Here is a 16,399-nt window from a genome sequence, read left to right as displayed (position 1 = left end):
CCCGGCAGACGCATCCATATCATGCCGAACGGCCCGGGAAAGGGTTGTAATTCTCGGCAATTGGGACTAGCTCCTGCCCGTCAATCAGGCAGATTTGGGAAGATATGCAAGAGGCCGCCGCGCCGAAAGTGAGCTTTGTGTCCTTGGGTTGCCCCAAGGCGCTGGTCGATTCCGAGCGCATCATCACCCGGCTGCGCGCTGAGGGCTATGAGCTGGCGCGCAAGCATGACGGCGCCGACATCGTCATCGTCAACACCTGCGGCTTCCTCGACAGCGCCAAGCAGGAATCGCTCGCCGCGATCGGCGAGGCCATGGCCGAGAACGGCAAGGTCATCGTCACCGGCTGCATGGGCGCCGAGCCCGAGCAGATCGCGAGCGCCTATCCCGGCGTGCTCTCGATATCAGGCCCGCAGCAATATGAGAGCGTGCTGGACGCCGTGCACCGCGCGCTGCCGCCGGCGCACAATCCGCACATCGACCTGGTGCCGCCGCAGGGCGTCAAGCTGACGCCGCGCCACTACGCTTACTTGAAGATTTCCGAAGGCTGCAACAACCGCTGCAGCTTCTGCATCATCCCGAAGCTGCGCGGCGATCTGGTGTCGCGGCCGGCCAATGACGTGCTGCGCGAAGCCGAGAAGCTGGTGAAGGCCGGCGTCAAGGAATTGCTCGTCATCTCGCAGGACACCTCGGCCTATGGCGTCGATCTGAAATACGCCGAAAGCCCGTGGCAGGATCGCGCCGTGCGCGCGAAATTCTACGATCTCGCTAAGGAGCTCGGCGAGCTCGGCGCCTGGGTCCGGCTGCAATACGTCTACCCCTACCCGCATGTCGACGAGGTCATCGGCTTGATGACCGAGGGCAAGGTGCTGCCCTATCTCGACATCCCCTTCCAGCATGCGAGCCCCGACGTGCTGCGCGCGATGAAGCGCCCGGCCGCCCAGGAGAAGACGCTGGCGCGGATCCAGAAGTGGCGCGAGCAATGCCCGGAGCTGACGCTGCGCTCGACCTTCATCGTCGGCTTCCCCGGCGAGACCGATTCCGATTTCGCTTATCTGCTCGACTGGCTCGACGAGGCCGGGATCGACCGTCTCGGCTGCTTCAAATACGAGCCGGTCGCTGGCGCGACGTCGAACGCGATTCCAAACGCCGTGCCCGACGAGGTCAAGCAGGAGCGCTGGAATGCGCTGATGGCGCGGCAGCAGAAGATTTCGGCGCGGCGCCTGAAGCGCAAGGTCGGTACCCGCCAGCAGGTGATCATCGACGAGATCGGCCCGACGGTCGCCAAGGGCCGGTCAAAGGCCGATGCGCCAGAGATCGACGGCGCGGTCTATCTCACCAGCCGCCGCCCGCTGAAGGTCGGCGAGATCGTCACCGCGAAGATCGAGCGCTCCGACCAATACGATCTGCACGGCAGTGTCGCCGGATTCTGACGCTTGACACGATCTGGCGTTCGGCTGTATGGGCCTGCGCCATGAAGCTGAACCGGACCCACCGCCGCGCCATTAACCGTCGTCGCACCCGCGACGATGCTGGGCTGCGCCGTGTCCGACGCCATCGCTGATTAGCTAAAATCAGCCAAGGTTTTCGAGAAGGCCGCGCCCGCAAAGCGCGGCCTTCTTGCTTTTCGGCCTGACCATCATCCCCACACCAACCCCAGAGGAGATCGATATGACCAACGCCGCCCATCCGTTCGATGCGCTGATGGACATCACCGCCCGCCCCGAGGTCGTGTTCGTGCGCGGCGCGGGCTCGTATTTGTGGGACAGCAACCGCAACCGCTATCTCGATTTCGTGCAGGGCTGGGCCGTCAATCCGCTCGGCCACTCGCCGGTCATCGTGGCCGACGCGCTGGCCGCGCAGGCCAGGCGGCTGCTCACGCCGAGCCCGGCGTTCTACAACGAGCAGAGCCTGAAGCTGGCCAAGGCGCTGGTCGACAGCAGTTGCTTCGATCAGGTGTTCTTCGCCAATTCCGGCGCGGAGGCCAATGAGGGCGCGATCAAGCTCGCACGGAAATATGGCGCCAAGTACAAGGGTGGCGCGCACGAGATCATCACCTTCGAAGGCGCCTTTCACGGCCGCACGCTCGCGACCATGTCGGCCTCGGGCAAGAAGGCGTTCGAGCCGCTGTTCGAGCCGAAGGTCTCGGGCTTTCGGAAAGCCAGGCTCAACGATATCGAGTCGGTGCGGAAGTTGATTTCGTCGTCGACGGTCGCGGTCATGCTGGAGCCGATCCAGGGCGAAGCCGGCGTGTGGCCGGCGACCGACGCGTTCCTGCAAGAGTTGCGGGCGCTGACCCAGCAGCGTGGCCTGCTCCTGATCGTCGACGAGATCCAGACCGGCATCGGCCGGACCGGAAAGCTGTTCGGCTATCAGCACGCCGGAATCGCGCCCGACATCATGACGCTCGGCAAGGGCATCGGCGGCGGCGTGCCGCTCGCAGCGCTGCTCGCGACCGAACATGCCTCGTGCTTCGATCACGGCGATCAGGGCGGCACCTTCAACGGCAATCCCCTGATGTGCGCCGCGGGGCTTGTCGTGCTCGATCAGATCAGCCGGCCCGACTTCCTGAAATCGGTCGTCGACGCCGGCCTGCTGCTCGAGCGCGAATTGCAGCGGCTGTCGGCGCGGCACGGGCTCGGTGAGATCAGGGGCCGTGGCCTGCTGCTCGCGCTCGATCTCAAGATGCCGATCGGCGCGGCCGTCGTCGCCGAGGCGTTCGCGGCCGGCGTGCTGGTCAATTCGCCCCAACCGGACACGCTGCGCTTCATGCCAGCGCTCAACGTCACGCGGGAGGAGATATCGGCGATGATCGATTGTCTGGATGGAGTGCTGACGAAGGTCGGCGCGGCGCGGCGGGTGGCGTAACGACCGCTGCGCCCGTCATTGCGAGCGAAGCGAATCAATCCACCTTTCCACTCGGGGAAAGAATGGATTGCTTCGTCGCTTCGCTCCTCGCAATGACGGCCGAAACTACGGCCGCAAAATCGCCGCGCCAGTCGTCGCCCGGCTCTCCAGGTCGCTATGCGCCTTCGCCGCATCCTTCAGCGCATAGGCGTGGTTGATCGGCACGTGCAGCTTGCCGTTGATCACGGCGGCGAACAGCGTGTCGGCGCCTTCGAGCAGCTCCTTGCGGGTGCCGACATAGTCGTTCAGCTTGGGCCGCGTCGCGAACAGCGAGCCGTGGTTGTTGAGCTCGGCGAGCGGGAACGGCGGCACCGGACCCGAGGCGTTGCCGAACGAGACGAACAGGCCGCGTGGCCTGAGGCACGACAGCGATCCCGGAAACGTGGTCTTGCCGACGCCATCATAGACGACGTCGCAGAGCTCGCCGCGGCTGATCTGCTTGACGCGTTCGACGAAGTTCTCCTCGTTGTAGAGGATGACGTGGTCGCAGCCATTGGCGAGCGCGAGATCGGCCTTCGCCTTCGAGCCGACGGTGCCGATGACATGCGCGCCGAGCGCGTGGGCCCACTGGCAGGCCAGCAGTCCGATGCCGCCGGCCGCGGCGTGGATCAGCACCCGATGGCCCTGCTCGACCTTGAAGGTCTTGTGCAGGAGGTACCAGACCGTGAGCCCCTTGAGCATCAGCACGGCACCCTGCTCGTAGGTGATGTGGTCGGGCAGTTTGACGAGCTTGTCGGCCGGGATCACGCGCTCCGAGGCGTAACCGCCCAGGTTGTAGTAATAGGCGACGCGATCGCCGGGGTGGAAATTGGTCACCCCGGGGCCGACCGCCAAAACCTCGCCGGCGGCCTCATTGCCGGCGATGAACGGCAGGCCGGGCGCCTTGTAGAGGCCGGTGCGGAAATAAACGTCGATGAAGTTCAGCCCGACAGCATGCTGGCGGATGCGGACCTCGCCGGTCCCCGGCGCCGCCACCTCGACATCCTCATAGGTCAGGACCTCAGGGCCCCCCACCTTGTGCACCCGCACAGCCTTGGTCATGTCGTCGCTCCCTCAGATCTCAGCGTCAGCCGAGCGAATGCCATCGGCGCCGGCTTGTCAACCGAGCTGCCCGGACCAGCCATATCGCCCGCTAGGCCTTCTTACGGTTGCGCTTGGCCATGATGTTGAATGCCTCGACCGCAGCCGAGAACGCGATTGCGAAATAGATGTAGCCGCGCGGAATGTGGAATTTGAAACCGTCAGCCACCAGCGCGACGCCGATCAGCACCAGGAAGGCCAGCGCCAGCATCTTGGTGGTGGGATGCTCCGCGACGAACCGCGCCACCGGTCCCGACGAGACGTACATGATGATACAGGCGATCACGACCGCCGCGATCATGATCTCGAGGTCCTGCGCCATGCCGATCGCGGTGATGATCGAATCCAGCGAGAACACCAGGTCGATGATGATGATCTGCACGATCACCCAGAAGAACGCGTTGGGGCTCGGCTTGTCCTGCTCCTCGACATCGCGCGCCTCGACCTCGGCGTGGATCTCGTGGGTCGCTTTCGCAATCAGGAACAGGCCGCCGCCGATCAGGATGATGTCGCGCCAGGACAGCGCGACACTCTCGATGGTGATCACCGGCTGCGTCAGCCCAATCAGCCAGACCAGGACGCTGAGCAGGATGATGCGGAACACCAGCGCCAGCAGCAGGCCGATCTGCCGCGCGCGGTTGGCCTGGGGTTGGGGAATCCGCGAGACGAGCACCGAGAGGAAGATGACATTGTCGATGCCGAGCACGATCTCGAGCGCAGTCAGGGTCAACAGCGCAGCCCAGGCTTCCGGGCTGGTGATCAATTGCATCATGCTCTGAAGGCTTTCATCCGGCGGATCACGGTATCGCTACCGACGATATAGACGGCAATCGCACAGAGACCGAACGTGATCGGCGCGCCAACCACGAAATCATTGGCGAGCGTATACATGCCGAGCAGCGCCCAGGCGCCGAGCAGCCACAGCGTCAGCCAGCGCAGCCGTACCACGCGGAACGGGTGCAGCACATGGAATGGCGCAAAGGTCAGCGCGATCAGCAGCGCGACCACGATCGTCGACAGCACCGGCGGCAGATGCAGCAGGAACAGGTAGAACGCCGCCGCATTCCACAGCGCCGGGAAGCCGCGGAAATGGTTGTCGTCGGCCTTCATGCGGCGGTCGGCGAAATACAGCGCGCTGGAAACCACGATGCCGATGCCGAGGATCGGTGCGGCCAGCGGCAGCAGCATGCCGCTCGCGGTGATCGCGTAGGCCGGCACGAACACATAGGTGACGAAATCGACCACCAGGTCGAGCACCTCGCCCGACCAGTTCGGCTGCAGTCGCACCACGTCGAGCCGGCGCGCCAGCGGGCCGTCGATCCCGTCGATGATCAGCGCGACCCCGAGCCAGGCGAACATGTTGGCCCAGTGCTCGCGCACCGCCTCCAGCATCGCCAGCAGCGCGACCCCGGCACCGAGCGCCGTGAAAATATGAACGGAGAATGCGGCGGTCCGCATCCGCTCTGGCAACGCATCCGGCTGGCTCGAGTGCTCCATCGGCCGAGTGCTATCAGGAATCGGCCCCGTTTGCATATGCGGTCTTGCGACGTTCCGCCGCGCAGATCGCTGAAAACTCCTGGTGGTTACCGATGGCTTGAAAATCGGGCCAGGCATGTCAAATGTCCTGATATGACCGACAGCTCGCAGGATTATGACGTTATCGTAATAGGCGGTGGTCCGGCCGGATTGACGGCTGCGATTGCCCTCGCCGACGCCGGCGCGCGCACCGCGCTCCTGGCGCGCCGCGCCCCCTATGCCGACAACCGCACCACCGCGCTGCTCGGCGCCTCGACCGAGATCCTGGAGCGGCTCGACGTCTGGCGCCGCTGCAGCGACCAGGCTGCGGCGCTCAAGACCATGCGCCTCGTCGACGACACCGGCCGCCTGATCCGCGCGCCCGAGGTGCGGTTCTCCTCCGACGAGATCGGCCGCGAGCAGTTCGGCTTCAACATCGACAATCGCTCGCTGGTCTTAGCGCTCGAGGAGCGCACCGGCGAGATGGCCGCGCTGACGAGGTTCGACGACGAAGCCGCCTCGGTGCAGCCGGATGACGCAGGGGTCACCGTGGTGACGCGGCAGGGCCAATCATTGCGGGCCCGGCTCGTGGTCGGCGCCGACGGCCGCAATTCGCTGTCCCGCGAGGCCGCCGGCATCGAGGTGGTCAGCCGCGAGCTCGGGCAGTCCGCCCTCACCTTCAACATCAGCCACAGCCGGCCGCACCACAACATCTCGACCGAGTTTCACACCGAGCACGGCCCATGCGTGTTCGTGCCGCTGAGCGGCAACCGCAGCAGCGTGGTCTGGGTCTCGGCGCCGAAGGAGGCCGAACGGCTGAAGGCGCTTGGCGATGTCGAATTGTCCGATGCGGCCGAGCGGCAGTCGCATTCGATCCTCGGCCGCGTCGAGGTCCAGGGTGGTCGTCACGTGTTTCCACTCGCCATCGAGCGGCCTAGGCAATTCGCCAAGGACCGGATCGCGCTGGTCGGAGAATCCGCCCATGTGCTGCCGCCGATCGGCGCGCAGGGCCTCAACATGGGACTGCGCGATGCCGCCGATATCGCCGAGATCACAGGCCAGGCGATCGGCCGCGGCGAGGATCCCGGCGCACCGAACGTGCTGGCGCGCTACCAGGCGGCGCGGCGGCCCGACGTTGCCAGCCGGACCTGGGCGATCGATATCGCCAACCGCTCGCTGCTCAGCGATTTCCTCGGCGTGCAGACGGCGCGGGCCGCCGGCCTGCATCTACTCGGCGCCTTCGGCCCGCTGCGGCGGCTCGCCATGCGCGAGGGCCTCGCGCCGTCGTGGCGGCGATAAAGCGTTTTCGAGCGAAGTGGGCACCGGTTCGCGTTAAGAAAACGCGTCAAATAAAGGCGGCTCGTCTCAGGGAAACACCAGCCGTCCGCTCTGGATGAACCACATCACGCTGGTCAGCGTGACGACCGAGGCGAAGGTGCCGATCAGCACCGCGACCGATGCCGGCTCGATCCAGGTATCGTTCTGCCGTGCGATCACGAACACGTTGAGCGCCGGCGGCAGCGAGGCCATCAGCACCGCAGTCGCGGCCCAGGGCTGCGCGAACGGACCGAACAGCAGCATCAGACCGAACGCCACCAGCGGGTGGATCAGCAGCTTGATTGCGATCACACCCGGCACCTCCCACGGCACCCGCTCGAACGGCCGCAGCGCCACGGTGACGCCGAGCGCGAACAGCGCCATCGGCGCGGCAGCGTTCTGCAGGAACTGGATGGTGCGGTCGAGCGCGACCGGGATCGGGATGTGGAACGCCGCCACCAGCGCCCCGAACACCGCCGACATGATCAGCGGGTTCTGCACGATCTGCCGCAGCACCACGCCGAACGCGTGCAACAGGGAGGGATGGTCGCGGTCGGTGAGTTCGATCAAAAGCGGCACGATCGAGAACAGGAAGATGCTGTCGCAGCAGAAGATCAGCGCGGTGGGCGCCGCCGCCTTGGTGCCGAGCACGGCGAGCGCCAGGCCAGGCCCCATGTAGCCGATATTGCCGTAGGCGCCGGACAGGCCGGCCAGAGTCGCCTCGCGCAGCGTTAAGCCCCCCATCAATTTGCCCGCGATCACCGCCAGGAAGAACGCGATCACGGTTCCGAGCGTGGTGGCGACGAGGAACGGCGGGTTGTTCAGCTCGGCGAACGGCGTCTTCGACATGATTCCGAACAGCAGCGCCGGCAACGAAACGTAAAGCAGGAAGAAATTCATCCAGGCGAGCCCATTCTCGGGCAAACCCTTGGCTTTTCCGCATGCGTAGCCAATGAAGATCAAGCCGAAATACGGTAACGCCAGATTGAGGATATCGATCATTCTGAAAGTAGTTTCTCGGCCGGATTTCGGGTCGTTCTTGCAGGGCGGGAATCGGTAAAGCAGAGGTTAATTCGCAGCTTAGCCCCTAGCATCGGCCACAATGTTGGTCTATCGACGAACCATGATCAAAGCGCGCACCGCCAAGTTTCAGATCGGGCAGATCGTCCGTCACCGGGTGTTCTCCTTCCGGGGCGTGATTTTTGATATCGACCCGGAGTTCAACAACACCGAGGAATGGTGGCTGTCGATCCCCGAGGACATGCGGCCGCACAAGGACCAGCCGTTCTATCACCTGCTCGCGGAAAACTCGGAGACCGAGTACGTCGCCTACGTATCCGAGCAGAACCTCTTGCCCGACGATTCCGGCGAACCGATCCGGCACTCGCAGGTCGCGGAGATCTTCATCAAGGACAAGTCGGGCGGCTACCGTCCGCGCAATCCGTCGCTGAACTGACAGCGGACGCGGGGCGCTCACACGCCCTCGTGCTTGGCCAGCGCCATCGCGATCGCCCAGACCACAAAACCCGCCAATGCCAGTCCAGCGCCGACGACGCCGGTCGACGTCCAGCCGTAGCCGGCCGCAACCGCCATTCCGCCGAGCCACGGCCCCAGCGCATTGGCGATGTTGAAGGCGGAATGGTTGAGCGCGGCGGCGAGGCTCTGCGCCTCGCCCGCGACATCCATCAGCCGGGTCTGCAGCACGGTGGCGAGCGCGCCGCCCAGCCCGATCAGGAACACGTCGGCGCTCAGCGTCCAGAAATTCATCGCCGCCAGCGGATACAGCGCCAGCGTCGCGGCCGACCACAGCAAGAGCCCGCCCGCGGTTGCCATCAGCGCGCGATCGGCGAAGCGCGGCACGATGATGTTGCCGGCGGTGAGGCCGGCGCCGAACACGCATAGCGTGACGGGCACCAGCGCGGGCGAGGTGTGCGTCACCGCCAGCATGGTCGACGCCAGATACGTGTAGACTGAGAACAGCCCGCCGAAGCCGATGGCCCCGATCCCGAGCGTCAGCCAGACATGCTTGCGCCCGAGTGCCGAGAGCTCGCGCAACGGGCTCGCCTTGCGGTCGGCGACGTCACGCGGCGCGAAGATCAGGACCAGGATCGACGTCAGCAGCGCGAGGCCGGCAACGATCGCGAAGGCCCAGCGCCAGCCGATCGCCTGCCCCACGCCATTGGCGAGCGGCACGCCGATCGTCGTCGCGATGGTGAGGCCGAGCAGCACGCGGCCGACCGCCGCCGTGCGCTTGTCGGTCGGGACCAGCGAGGCCGCGACCAGCATGGCGATGCCGAAATAGGCGCCATGCGGCAGCCCGGCGAGGAAGCGCAGCACCAGCATGGTGTGGTAGTCGGGCGCGAGCCCGGAGAGGCCGTTCATCAGCGCAAAGAAGCCCATCAGCGCGATCAAGAGCGTTCGCCGCGTCATCCGCGCCGAGAGCACGGCAATCACCGGCGCGCCCACCACGACGCCGAGCGCGTAGGCGCTGATCGCGTGACCGGCCTGGGGCTCGCTGATGTTGAGGTCGTGAGCGAAGAACGGCAGCAGGCTCATGGTCGCAAATTCGGCGATGCCGATCGCGAACCCGCCCATTGCCAGCGCCAGATGGACGATGCCCGGATGAAAGCTACCGGCGACGTTGTCCTGGTTGAGGCGCCCGCCGGCATCCACCGAAGCGCGGGCGCTCGGTTGCTCCGAAGGCCGGGAAAGCGGTTCCCGCCGCTGCGTGTTGGCTCGCTGGGACATTGCGCGACTTCCATGACTGCGAACGGCGGCCAGGGTTCGCACGGAACCACGCGCGCATCTGCGCACCGAAGGCGCGCTCTCCGCGCTTTCGTCTGGCCTCCCGTGGCGGATTTATGATTGTGTTTCGACGCGGTGTGGCGCGATCGATTTGAGCAACCATCGCACACGAGGCGCGCCCTCACCAGCGCAGCAGGCTGCCACCAGCCAGTCGGTTTCGCATGACAAAAAAGGCGCCCTTCCGGGCGCCTTTTGATTTGCAATGATCTCGCGATCTCGTGAGCGGTTGCTCGAAAGTTTACTTGAAATTCTACTTGGCTGCCGGATTGGCCGGAGCCGCCGGCGCTGCGCCCCCGCCCGCGCCTTCAAGCTTCTTGCGCTGTTCTTCGGCGCGCTTCTGCAGCTCTTCCTGCAGCTTCTTCGAGTTTTCCTCGAACACCTTCGGATCGGTCGGCGGGCCGTCATAGGCCTTGGCGAATTCGGTGTTGAGCGGCAGCGGCAGCGTCAGCGGCGCGCCGTTCGAATTGATCGCCTGGACCACGAGGTTCTGGCCCTTCTTCATGTTGGCGATCAGCTCGGGGGTTGCTTCATAGTCGGACATGCAGCCGTTCTGGAAGCAGATCACATAGGGTGCCTGCTGCGGCGGGTTGCCGTCGACGATGATGCGGGTGCCGTGCACGAGTTGCATACCGAGCGGCAGGGTGACACGCAGGATCTTCTTCGGCTCGCCTTCCGGCTCGATGATCACCGCGGCGATCACCGGCTGGCCGGACTCGATGCGGCCGTCCTTACCGGTGAAGCAAACCTGCTTGGCGTTGGCTTCCTGGCCCTTCAGGCAGAACTTGGTCCAGGGCGCGTAGATGAGCTGGATCTGCTGATCCTGGGGCGGCTGCTGGGCGGCCGCGGCGGGCGCCTGACCTGCGGCCGGTGCTTGGGCGGCTGGTGCCTGGGCTGCCGGAGCCGGCGCCTTCGGAGCTGCCTTCGGTGCCGCCTTGGGCGCAGCCTTCGGTGCCGCAGGCGCTGCCGGCTGCTGGGCCCGAGCGGCAGGAACCAGGAGCGCTGCAGAGAATGCCGTCGCCGCCATCAGGGCGACAATTCGCCCATGCGGCCGGACCGGGGCGGCCAAGATACGGAAATTCATTGCGGAAAACCCTTTCTGAACGGCAGCGCCCGAAACCGCTGCAGGCGCCGACACATAGCCGTTTGGGCGGCTGTCTCCTAGTCAATTGAGGCGGATACGTGACAGGCGTTCCCGCCCTCGAATTGCACGCCTTCAATACAGCGGCGCGCGGAAAGATCAATGCCGACAAAGCGCAATTGCGCACCTGTCACGGCGAGTTTCAGCGCCCTGTGATAAACCTTTGGCGTGACGTTTCGCGAATCAAATCCGGCGCCTGATGTACGTGTTCCCGGTCACGTTTGGCGCGCCGCATTGGCTGCCATCTGCCTCGTGCTGACATCGGTCGTGGGTCTGCTGACGACCGCACTTGCCCCTGCGGCCGCCACCGAGAGCCACGCCATCGCGATGCATGGCGCGCCCGCCCTGGCTGCCGACTTTAGCCATCTACCCTACGCCAATCCTGACGCCCCCAAGGGCGGCCGTCTGGTCCTGAGCCCCCGGGAGGGCACTTTCGACAGCCTCAATCCCCTGATCGTCAGGGGTCTCGCCGTGCAGCAGCTCCGGGGCTACGCCTATGAGCGCGGCTATGTCTACGAGAGCCTGCTGGTACGGAACAATGACGAGCCGTTCACGCTGTACGGCCTGCTCGCCCGCAGCGTCGAGACCGACGATGCCAGAAGCTATGTGACATTCCACATTGATCCACGCGCGCGCTTCTCCGACGGGCACGAGGTCACGGCCGACGACGTCGTGTTCTCGCTCCAACTGCTGCGCGATCACGGCCGTCCGCTGCATCACCAGTATTATTCGAAAGTCGCAAAGGCGGAGGTGCTCGACCCGCTCACGGTGCGGTTCGACTTCGGCGGCGTTCCCGACCGCGAATTGCCGCTGATCCTCGGCCTGATGCCGATCCTGCCGCGCCACGCCACCGACGTCGCCAAATTCGAGGAGACCACATTGGCGCCGCCGATCGGCTCCGGCCCGTATCGCGTGACGGCGGTCAAGCCCGGCACCAGCGTGACCTTCACCCGCAATCCGGACTACTGGGGGCGCGACCTTCCGGTGAACCGCGGGTTCTGGAATTTCGACGAGATCAGGCTCGATTACTACCGCGACGCCAACGGCCAGTTCGAGGCATTCAAGCGCGGCCTCTATGACTTCCGGACCGAGCCCGAGCCGCTGCGCTGGCATGACGGCTACGACTTTCCCGCCGCGAGAAGCGGCGAAGTGATCCGCGACACCATCAAGATCGGCACGCCCGATCCGTCCGAATTCCTGGTGTTCAACACCAGGCGGCCGAAATTCGCGGACGTCAGGGTGCGCCAGGCGCTGCTGATGCTGTTCGATTTCGAATGGATCAACCGCAATTACTATTTCGGACTCTATTCGCGCGCCGGCGGTTACTTCGCCGGCTCGGATTTGTCGGCCTATGGCCACCCGGCCGATGACCGCGAGCGCGAGCTCCTCAAGCCGTATCTGTCGCATATCGCGCCTGACATCCTCGACGGCCGCTATCGCCTCCCTATTACCGATGGCTCGGGCCGCGACCGCACCGTCCTGCGCGACGCGCTCGCGCTTCTGTCGGACGCCGGCTACGCGCTCGACGGCACCGTGCTGAAGCAGCGCGCGACCGGGACGCCGCTCCGGATCGAGATCCTGGTGACGACACGCGAGCATGAGCGGATCGCCCTCGCCTATCAGCGCGACCTGAAGCGGGCCGGCATCGACGCTGCGGTCCGGGTGGTCGACGCGGTGCAGTTCGAGCAGCGCCGCGTCGCCTATGATTTCGACATGATCCCCATTCGCTGGGACCAGTCGCTGTCGCCGGGCAACGAGCAGTGGTTCTACTGGGGCAGCCAGGCCGCCGATGTGCCGGGCACCCGGAACTACATGGGCGCCAAGGATCCGGCGATCGACGCCACGATCGCGGCGCTGCTTGCGGCGCGGGAGCGGCCCGACTTCGTCTCGGCGGTGCGGGCGCTGGACCGGGCCCTGATGTCGGGCTTCTACGCTATCCCCCTATTTAACTTGGGAGAGCAATGGATCGCGCGCTGGAATCGGATAGAACGGCCTTCGGCCACGGCGTTGACGGGCTACCTGCCGGAGACCTGGTGGCAGAAGCCCGGCGCGCAATCCAATTGAGCTGCCGAGTTGAGCGACCAAGTGATTTGCGACCCGACGCGGCATGACCCGGTCCGATCGAAGCGATGCAACCGACGTTGAACCTGTGAACCAGTCGATCACCTCGCCCACGCTCGATACGCTGTTCAAGCGCAGCCTGGCGCGACACCCCGAGGCGCTGGCACTGGTCGACCCGATCAACAAGCAGCGCGTCACCGGACAGACCCGCAAGCGCCTGACTTATGCCCAGGCCGACCGCGCGATCTCGGCGATCGCCGCCCACTTCGTCGAGAGCGGATTGCCGGCCAATACCGTGATCGCGGTTCAGCTTCCCTCGACGATCGAATTCGCCCTGACCGTGCTCGCCGCCCATCGGGTCGGCCTCGTGGTGGCGCCGTTGCCTCTATTGTGGCGGCAGGCCGAGCTGACCGCCGTCCTCAACCGCACCGCGGCGCGGGCAATCGTCACCTGCGGCAGGATCGACGGCGTGTCCTACGCCGACATCGCGATGAATGCCGCGGCGGAAGCCTTTTCGATCCGCCATGTCTGCGGGTTCGGCACCGATCTGCCCGAAGGCATGGCATCGCTCGATGATGCGATCCTGCAGGACTCCCGGACCTCGCGCCCGATGATCCAGGACGGCCGCAAGCCGGCGCTGATCTCCTTCGACGTCACCAGCGAGGGCTTTCGTCCGGTGCCGCGCGCGCATTTCGGCCTGATCGCCGGCGGGCTCGCGATGTCGCTGGAGAGCGACCTGGCCCAGGGCGCGACCATCATGTCGGCCTTCGCGCCGATGTCGTTTGCCGGCATTTGTTCGTCGCTGGTAATCTGGTTGCTGTCGGGCGGAACGCTCGTCATGCATCACCCGTTCGACGAAGAAGCGTTCGAAGCCCAGTTCAACGATCACGGCTGCGACACGCTGATCGCGCCGGCGCAACTCGCGCTGCGGCTCGACGAGTGCGGCCTGTCGGAGCGCCTGCCGACGTTGCGCAACGCGATCGGCCTGTGGCGGACACCGGAGCAGGTTGCCTCCAGCGCGCACTGGACGTCGCGGCGGGTGAGCTTGACCGACGTCTATCTGTTCGGCGAGGCCGGGCTGTTCGGCGCCCGCCGCAATGCCGAGGATGGATCGCCGGCCCCGATCAAGCCCGGCCCGCACAGCGCGCCGCGCGAAGCTCCCGGCGCATCAATCGCCGGCGAGATCCTGCTGACCCCGAAAGGCACGCTGGGCCTGCGCGGCCCGATGGTGCCGGTCGCTGCCTATGCGCCGCCGCCGCCCCCGGGCGACACCCTGATTGCGCCGCCGGCGCGCGATTACGTCGACACCGAATATGCCGCGCGGATCGACCGCGCGACCGGCGCGATCAACATCACCGCCCCGCCGTCAGGGGTCATGACGGTCGGCGGCTACCGCTTCCTCGCCGGGGAGTTGCAGGAGTGGTCGCGCCGTCTCGGCCAGGGCGCCATGTTGACGGCACTGCCCGACCGCCTCAGCGGCCACCGGCTGGCCGGCCGGGCTCAGGACAATGCGCGGGCCCGCGACGCCCTGACAGAACTTGGTCTTAACCCATTGATGGTCGAGGCATTTCGCGACCGCAGCGGCACCGGGGCGCCTTGAGATCTTATCATTGCGTTAGTCTTAGCATTGTGTTGACGCCGCATTAAGCCATGCCGACTAGCATCGCAGCCGTTTGCTGATCTTAAGCATTGGTTTCGAGCGTTCGAATGTCTCAACAAGGTCCGGTCCTCATCGTATCGGCGTCGGCAAAGCCGCCGTTCGCCGCGGTCCTCGATGAGACGAAGCTGTTCCCGGTCGTGCTCACCGATTGGAACGAGGTCGGACGCGCCATCGAACAGGTCAAGCCGGCAGCGATCATCGCAGCCGCCGAGGGTGTCGACTTCGTCACCCTTTCGGGCCTCGCCAAGCGCGCTGCCGCCCGCGCGCCCTATCTGCCGCTGATCGCGGTCGATCCCGCGACCACCCTGCCCGACACGGTCATCGCGTTCTTCCAGCACAAGGGCATGCCGGATCGCCTGGTCGCTCGGCTCAATGCGTCCTTACGCGTTCGTGCCCTGCATGCGACCGTGATGCGCCGCCTGGTGCCCCCGGCGCCGATCGCATTATCGGACATCGATCCGGTCGGCGAGGCCACCGCTCTCCTGATCGGCCGCGGCGGCGCCTACCCGGCCCTGTCGGTCGCGCTCGGCGAGCGCGCCGGCGTGGTCGGTGCGCTGAGCATCGAGGCGGCCGCAAAACATCTTTCCAACCGCGACATCGACGGCATCGTGCTGGCCGAAGGCTTCACCCCGCGCGTGATGGATGCGTTCCTGACGGTGCTGACCGAGGATGTCCGCTTCCGTCCGTTGCCGGTGATCGTCGCTTCCGGCGAGCTGACGCCGCGCTACGAGCTGCCCAATCTCGAGATCGTCACGGCCGGGCCGGCGCGCGTCGGCGACATGGTATTGCCGATGATCCGCCAGCACGCCTTCGAGGCGCGGCTTGGCCGCATGCTCAAGGCGATCGATGCCAAGGGCCTGATCGATCCCCGCACCGGCCTGCTCACCAAGGCCGCGTTCGAGCGCGACTTCGCGACCGCCGTCTACCAGACCGCCGAGCGCGGCGGCGCGCTCTCGGTGGCGCGCTTCACCTTCGACAACACGCAGCCGCGCGCGCAATTCGACGGCGCGCGGATCATCAGCCGGCTGATGCGGCAGGCTGACTTCGGCGCGGTGTACGATGATCGTTCACTCGTCGTGGCATTCGCCGGCACCGACCTGCGCAACGCGCAGGCGATCACGCGGCGCCTGGCGAGCGTGATGCGCCACACCCAGAACGGCCGCCGCGACAAAGCCGAGCCCGCCGTCAGCGTCGCAACGCTGCTGCCCGGTGACTCCGCGCATTCGCTGCTCGGGCGCCTGTTCGGCACGCCGGAGCGCGCGGCGTCGTAACTAGAGCGTGATCGTTTTGGTCTGAATCGATTGGGGATTCCCAAATCAGCGGGGTTCTGATTCAAGATGCTGGCTGGAGGAGGCCAGCATCTGATGGGACGGGCCTATTCTCTTGATTTGCGCGAGCGCGTTGTTGCCGCGGTAGCGGCGGGAGAGAGCTGCCGGTCGGTGGCTGCCACCTTCAAGGTCAGTGTTGCGAGCGTGGTGAAGTGGTCGCAGCGGTTTCGCGCGACCGGAAGCGCGGCGGCGCGGCAGATGGGCGGCAATCGTCCCTACGCGCTACGAAGGCATCAGCTTCAAAAAAAAGCCTGCACGCCAGCGAGCAGGATCGCCCCGATGTCGCCCGGCGGCGGGCGCAATGGCGAAAATATCAAGGACGGCTTGATCCTTCCCGGCTGGTCTTCATCGACGAAACCTGGGCCAAAACCAACATGACGCGCACCCACGGCCGTGCGCCACGTGGCGAGCGACTGATCGCCAAGGCCCCGCATGGCCGCTGGCGGACGCTGACCTTCCTGGCCGCCCTGCGCCATGATCGCATCGAGGCGCCCTGCGTGATCGATGGTCCGATCAATGGCGAGAGCTTCCTGGCTTACGTCGAGCAAATGCTGGTTCCGACACTTAAGCCTGGCGACATTGTCATCATCG

General features: G+C 65.8%; 13 protein-coding genes and 1 pseudogene. 8 read left to right on the top strand and 6 right to left on the bottom strand.

The genetic code is table 11. The features are described 5' to 3' along the window. Positions 1–104: 104 nt before the first annotated feature. Both rimO and AKN83_RS18930 read left to right on the top strand, forming a co-directional pair. Positions 105–1,430, top strand: coding sequence for a 30S ribosomal protein S12 methylthiotransferase RimO (gene rimO, locus AKN83_RS18935; protein WP_050406646.1), 1,326 nt, complete (start codon positions 105–107; stop codon positions 1,428–1,430). A gap of 238 nt (positions 1,431–1,668) precedes the next feature. Further along, on the top strand, positions 1,669–2,865 hold the full coding sequence (locus AKN83_RS18930; protein WP_050406645.1) for an acetylornithine transaminase: 1,197 nt from the start codon (positions 1,669–1,671) through the stop codon (positions 2,863–2,865). A gap of 105 nt (positions 2,866–2,970) precedes the next feature. Here AKN83_RS18930 and AKN83_RS18925 read toward each other — a convergent pair whose 3' ends face one another. From AKN83_RS18925 to pcsA, 3 genes are all read right to left on the bottom strand, one after another. After that, complete coding sequence (locus AKN83_RS18925; protein ID WP_050406644.1) at positions 2,971–3,945, bottom strand: quinone oxidoreductase family protein; 975 nt, start codon at positions 3,943–3,945, stop codon at positions 2,971–2,973. A 91-nt stretch (positions 3,946–4,036) separates the two neighbouring features. Next, complete coding sequence (locus tag AKN83_RS18920; protein WP_050406643.1) at positions 4,037–4,756, bottom strand: TerC family protein; 720 nt, start codon at positions 4,754–4,756, stop codon at positions 4,037–4,039. After that, complete coding sequence (pcsA, locus tag AKN83_RS18915) at positions 4,753–5,481, bottom strand: phosphatidylcholine synthase (RefSeq protein ID WP_050406642.1); 729 nt, start codon at positions 5,479–5,481, stop codon at positions 4,753–4,755. Before pcsA ends, AKN83_RS18920 begins: the two co-directional genes overlap by 4 nt. Positions 5,482–5,613: 132 nt before the next feature. Here pcsA and AKN83_RS18910 point away from each other — a divergent pair, with 132 nt between their 5' ends. Further along, positions 5,614–6,798, top strand: a complete 1,185-nt coding sequence (locus tag AKN83_RS18910) for a UbiH/UbiF family hydroxylase (RefSeq protein WP_050406641.1) — start codon at positions 5,614–5,616, stop codon at positions 6,796–6,798. Between the two features lie 66 nt (positions 6,799–6,864). Here the strand turns inward: AKN83_RS18910 and AKN83_RS18905 are convergent, their stop codons facing one another. Beyond that, on the bottom strand, positions 6,865–7,818 hold the full coding sequence (locus AKN83_RS18905; protein WP_050406640.1) for an AEC family transporter: 954 nt from the start codon (positions 7,816–7,818) through the stop codon (positions 6,865–6,867). Positions 7,819–7,939: 121 nt separating this feature from the next. Here AKN83_RS18905 and hspQ point away from each other — a divergent pair, with 121 nt between their 5' ends. After that, positions 7,940–8,272 carry a heat shock protein HspQ gene (gene hspQ, locus AKN83_RS18900; protein WP_050406639.1) on the top strand — a complete coding sequence of 111 codons (333 nt, stop codon included), beginning with the start codon at positions 7,940–7,942 and terminating at the stop codon, positions 8,270–8,272. A gap of 17 nt (positions 8,273–8,289) precedes the next feature. Here the strand turns inward: hspQ and AKN83_RS18895 are convergent, their stop codons facing one another. Further along, the gene (locus AKN83_RS18895) at positions 8,290–9,564 is read right to left on the bottom strand and encodes an MFS transporter (RefSeq protein ID WP_206600794.1); all 1,275 of its coding nucleotides are present in this window, start codon (positions 9,562–9,564) and stop codon (positions 8,290–8,292) included. A gap of 307 nt (positions 9,565–9,871) precedes the next feature. Further along, positions 9,872–10,702, bottom strand: coding sequence for an invasion associated locus B family protein (locus tag AKN83_RS18890; RefSeq protein WP_050406638.1), 831 nt, complete (start codon positions 10,700–10,702; stop codon positions 9,872–9,874). 384 nt (positions 10,703–11,086) lie between these two features. Between AKN83_RS18890 and AKN83_RS18885 the strand changes: the two genes are divergently transcribed. The 4 genes and pseudogenes from AKN83_RS18885 to AKN83_RS41250 all read left to right on the top strand — a co-directional run. Further along, a complete protein-coding gene (locus AKN83_RS18885; protein ID WP_083992167.1) occupies positions 11,087–12,823 on the top strand; it encodes an extracellular solute-binding protein in 1,737 nt (578 codons plus the stop codon). 85 nt (positions 12,824–12,908) lie between these two features. After that, positions 12,909–14,420, top strand: a complete 1,512-nt coding sequence (locus tag AKN83_RS18880) for a class I adenylate-forming enzyme family protein (protein WP_050406636.1) — start codon at positions 12,909–12,911, stop codon at positions 14,418–14,420. 107 nt (positions 14,421–14,527) lie between these two features. Next, the gene (locus AKN83_RS18875; protein ID WP_050406635.1) at positions 14,528–15,751 is read left to right on the top strand and encodes a hypothetical protein; all 1,224 of its coding nucleotides are present in this window, start codon (positions 14,528–14,530) and stop codon (positions 15,749–15,751) included. Positions 15,752–15,844: 93 nt separating this feature from the next. After that, positions 15,845–16,399, top strand: a pseudogene (locus AKN83_RS41250) (transposase); the annotation flags it as partial.

It is taken from the genome of Bradyrhizobium embrapense (assembly GCF_001189235.2).
GTDB lineage: Bacteria > Pseudomonadota > Alphaproteobacteria > Rhizobiales > Xanthobacteraceae > Bradyrhizobium > Bradyrhizobium embrapense.
The sequence above is the reverse complement of the archived record's forward strand: the minus strand, read 5'-3'. Positions and strand labels throughout refer to the sequence as shown.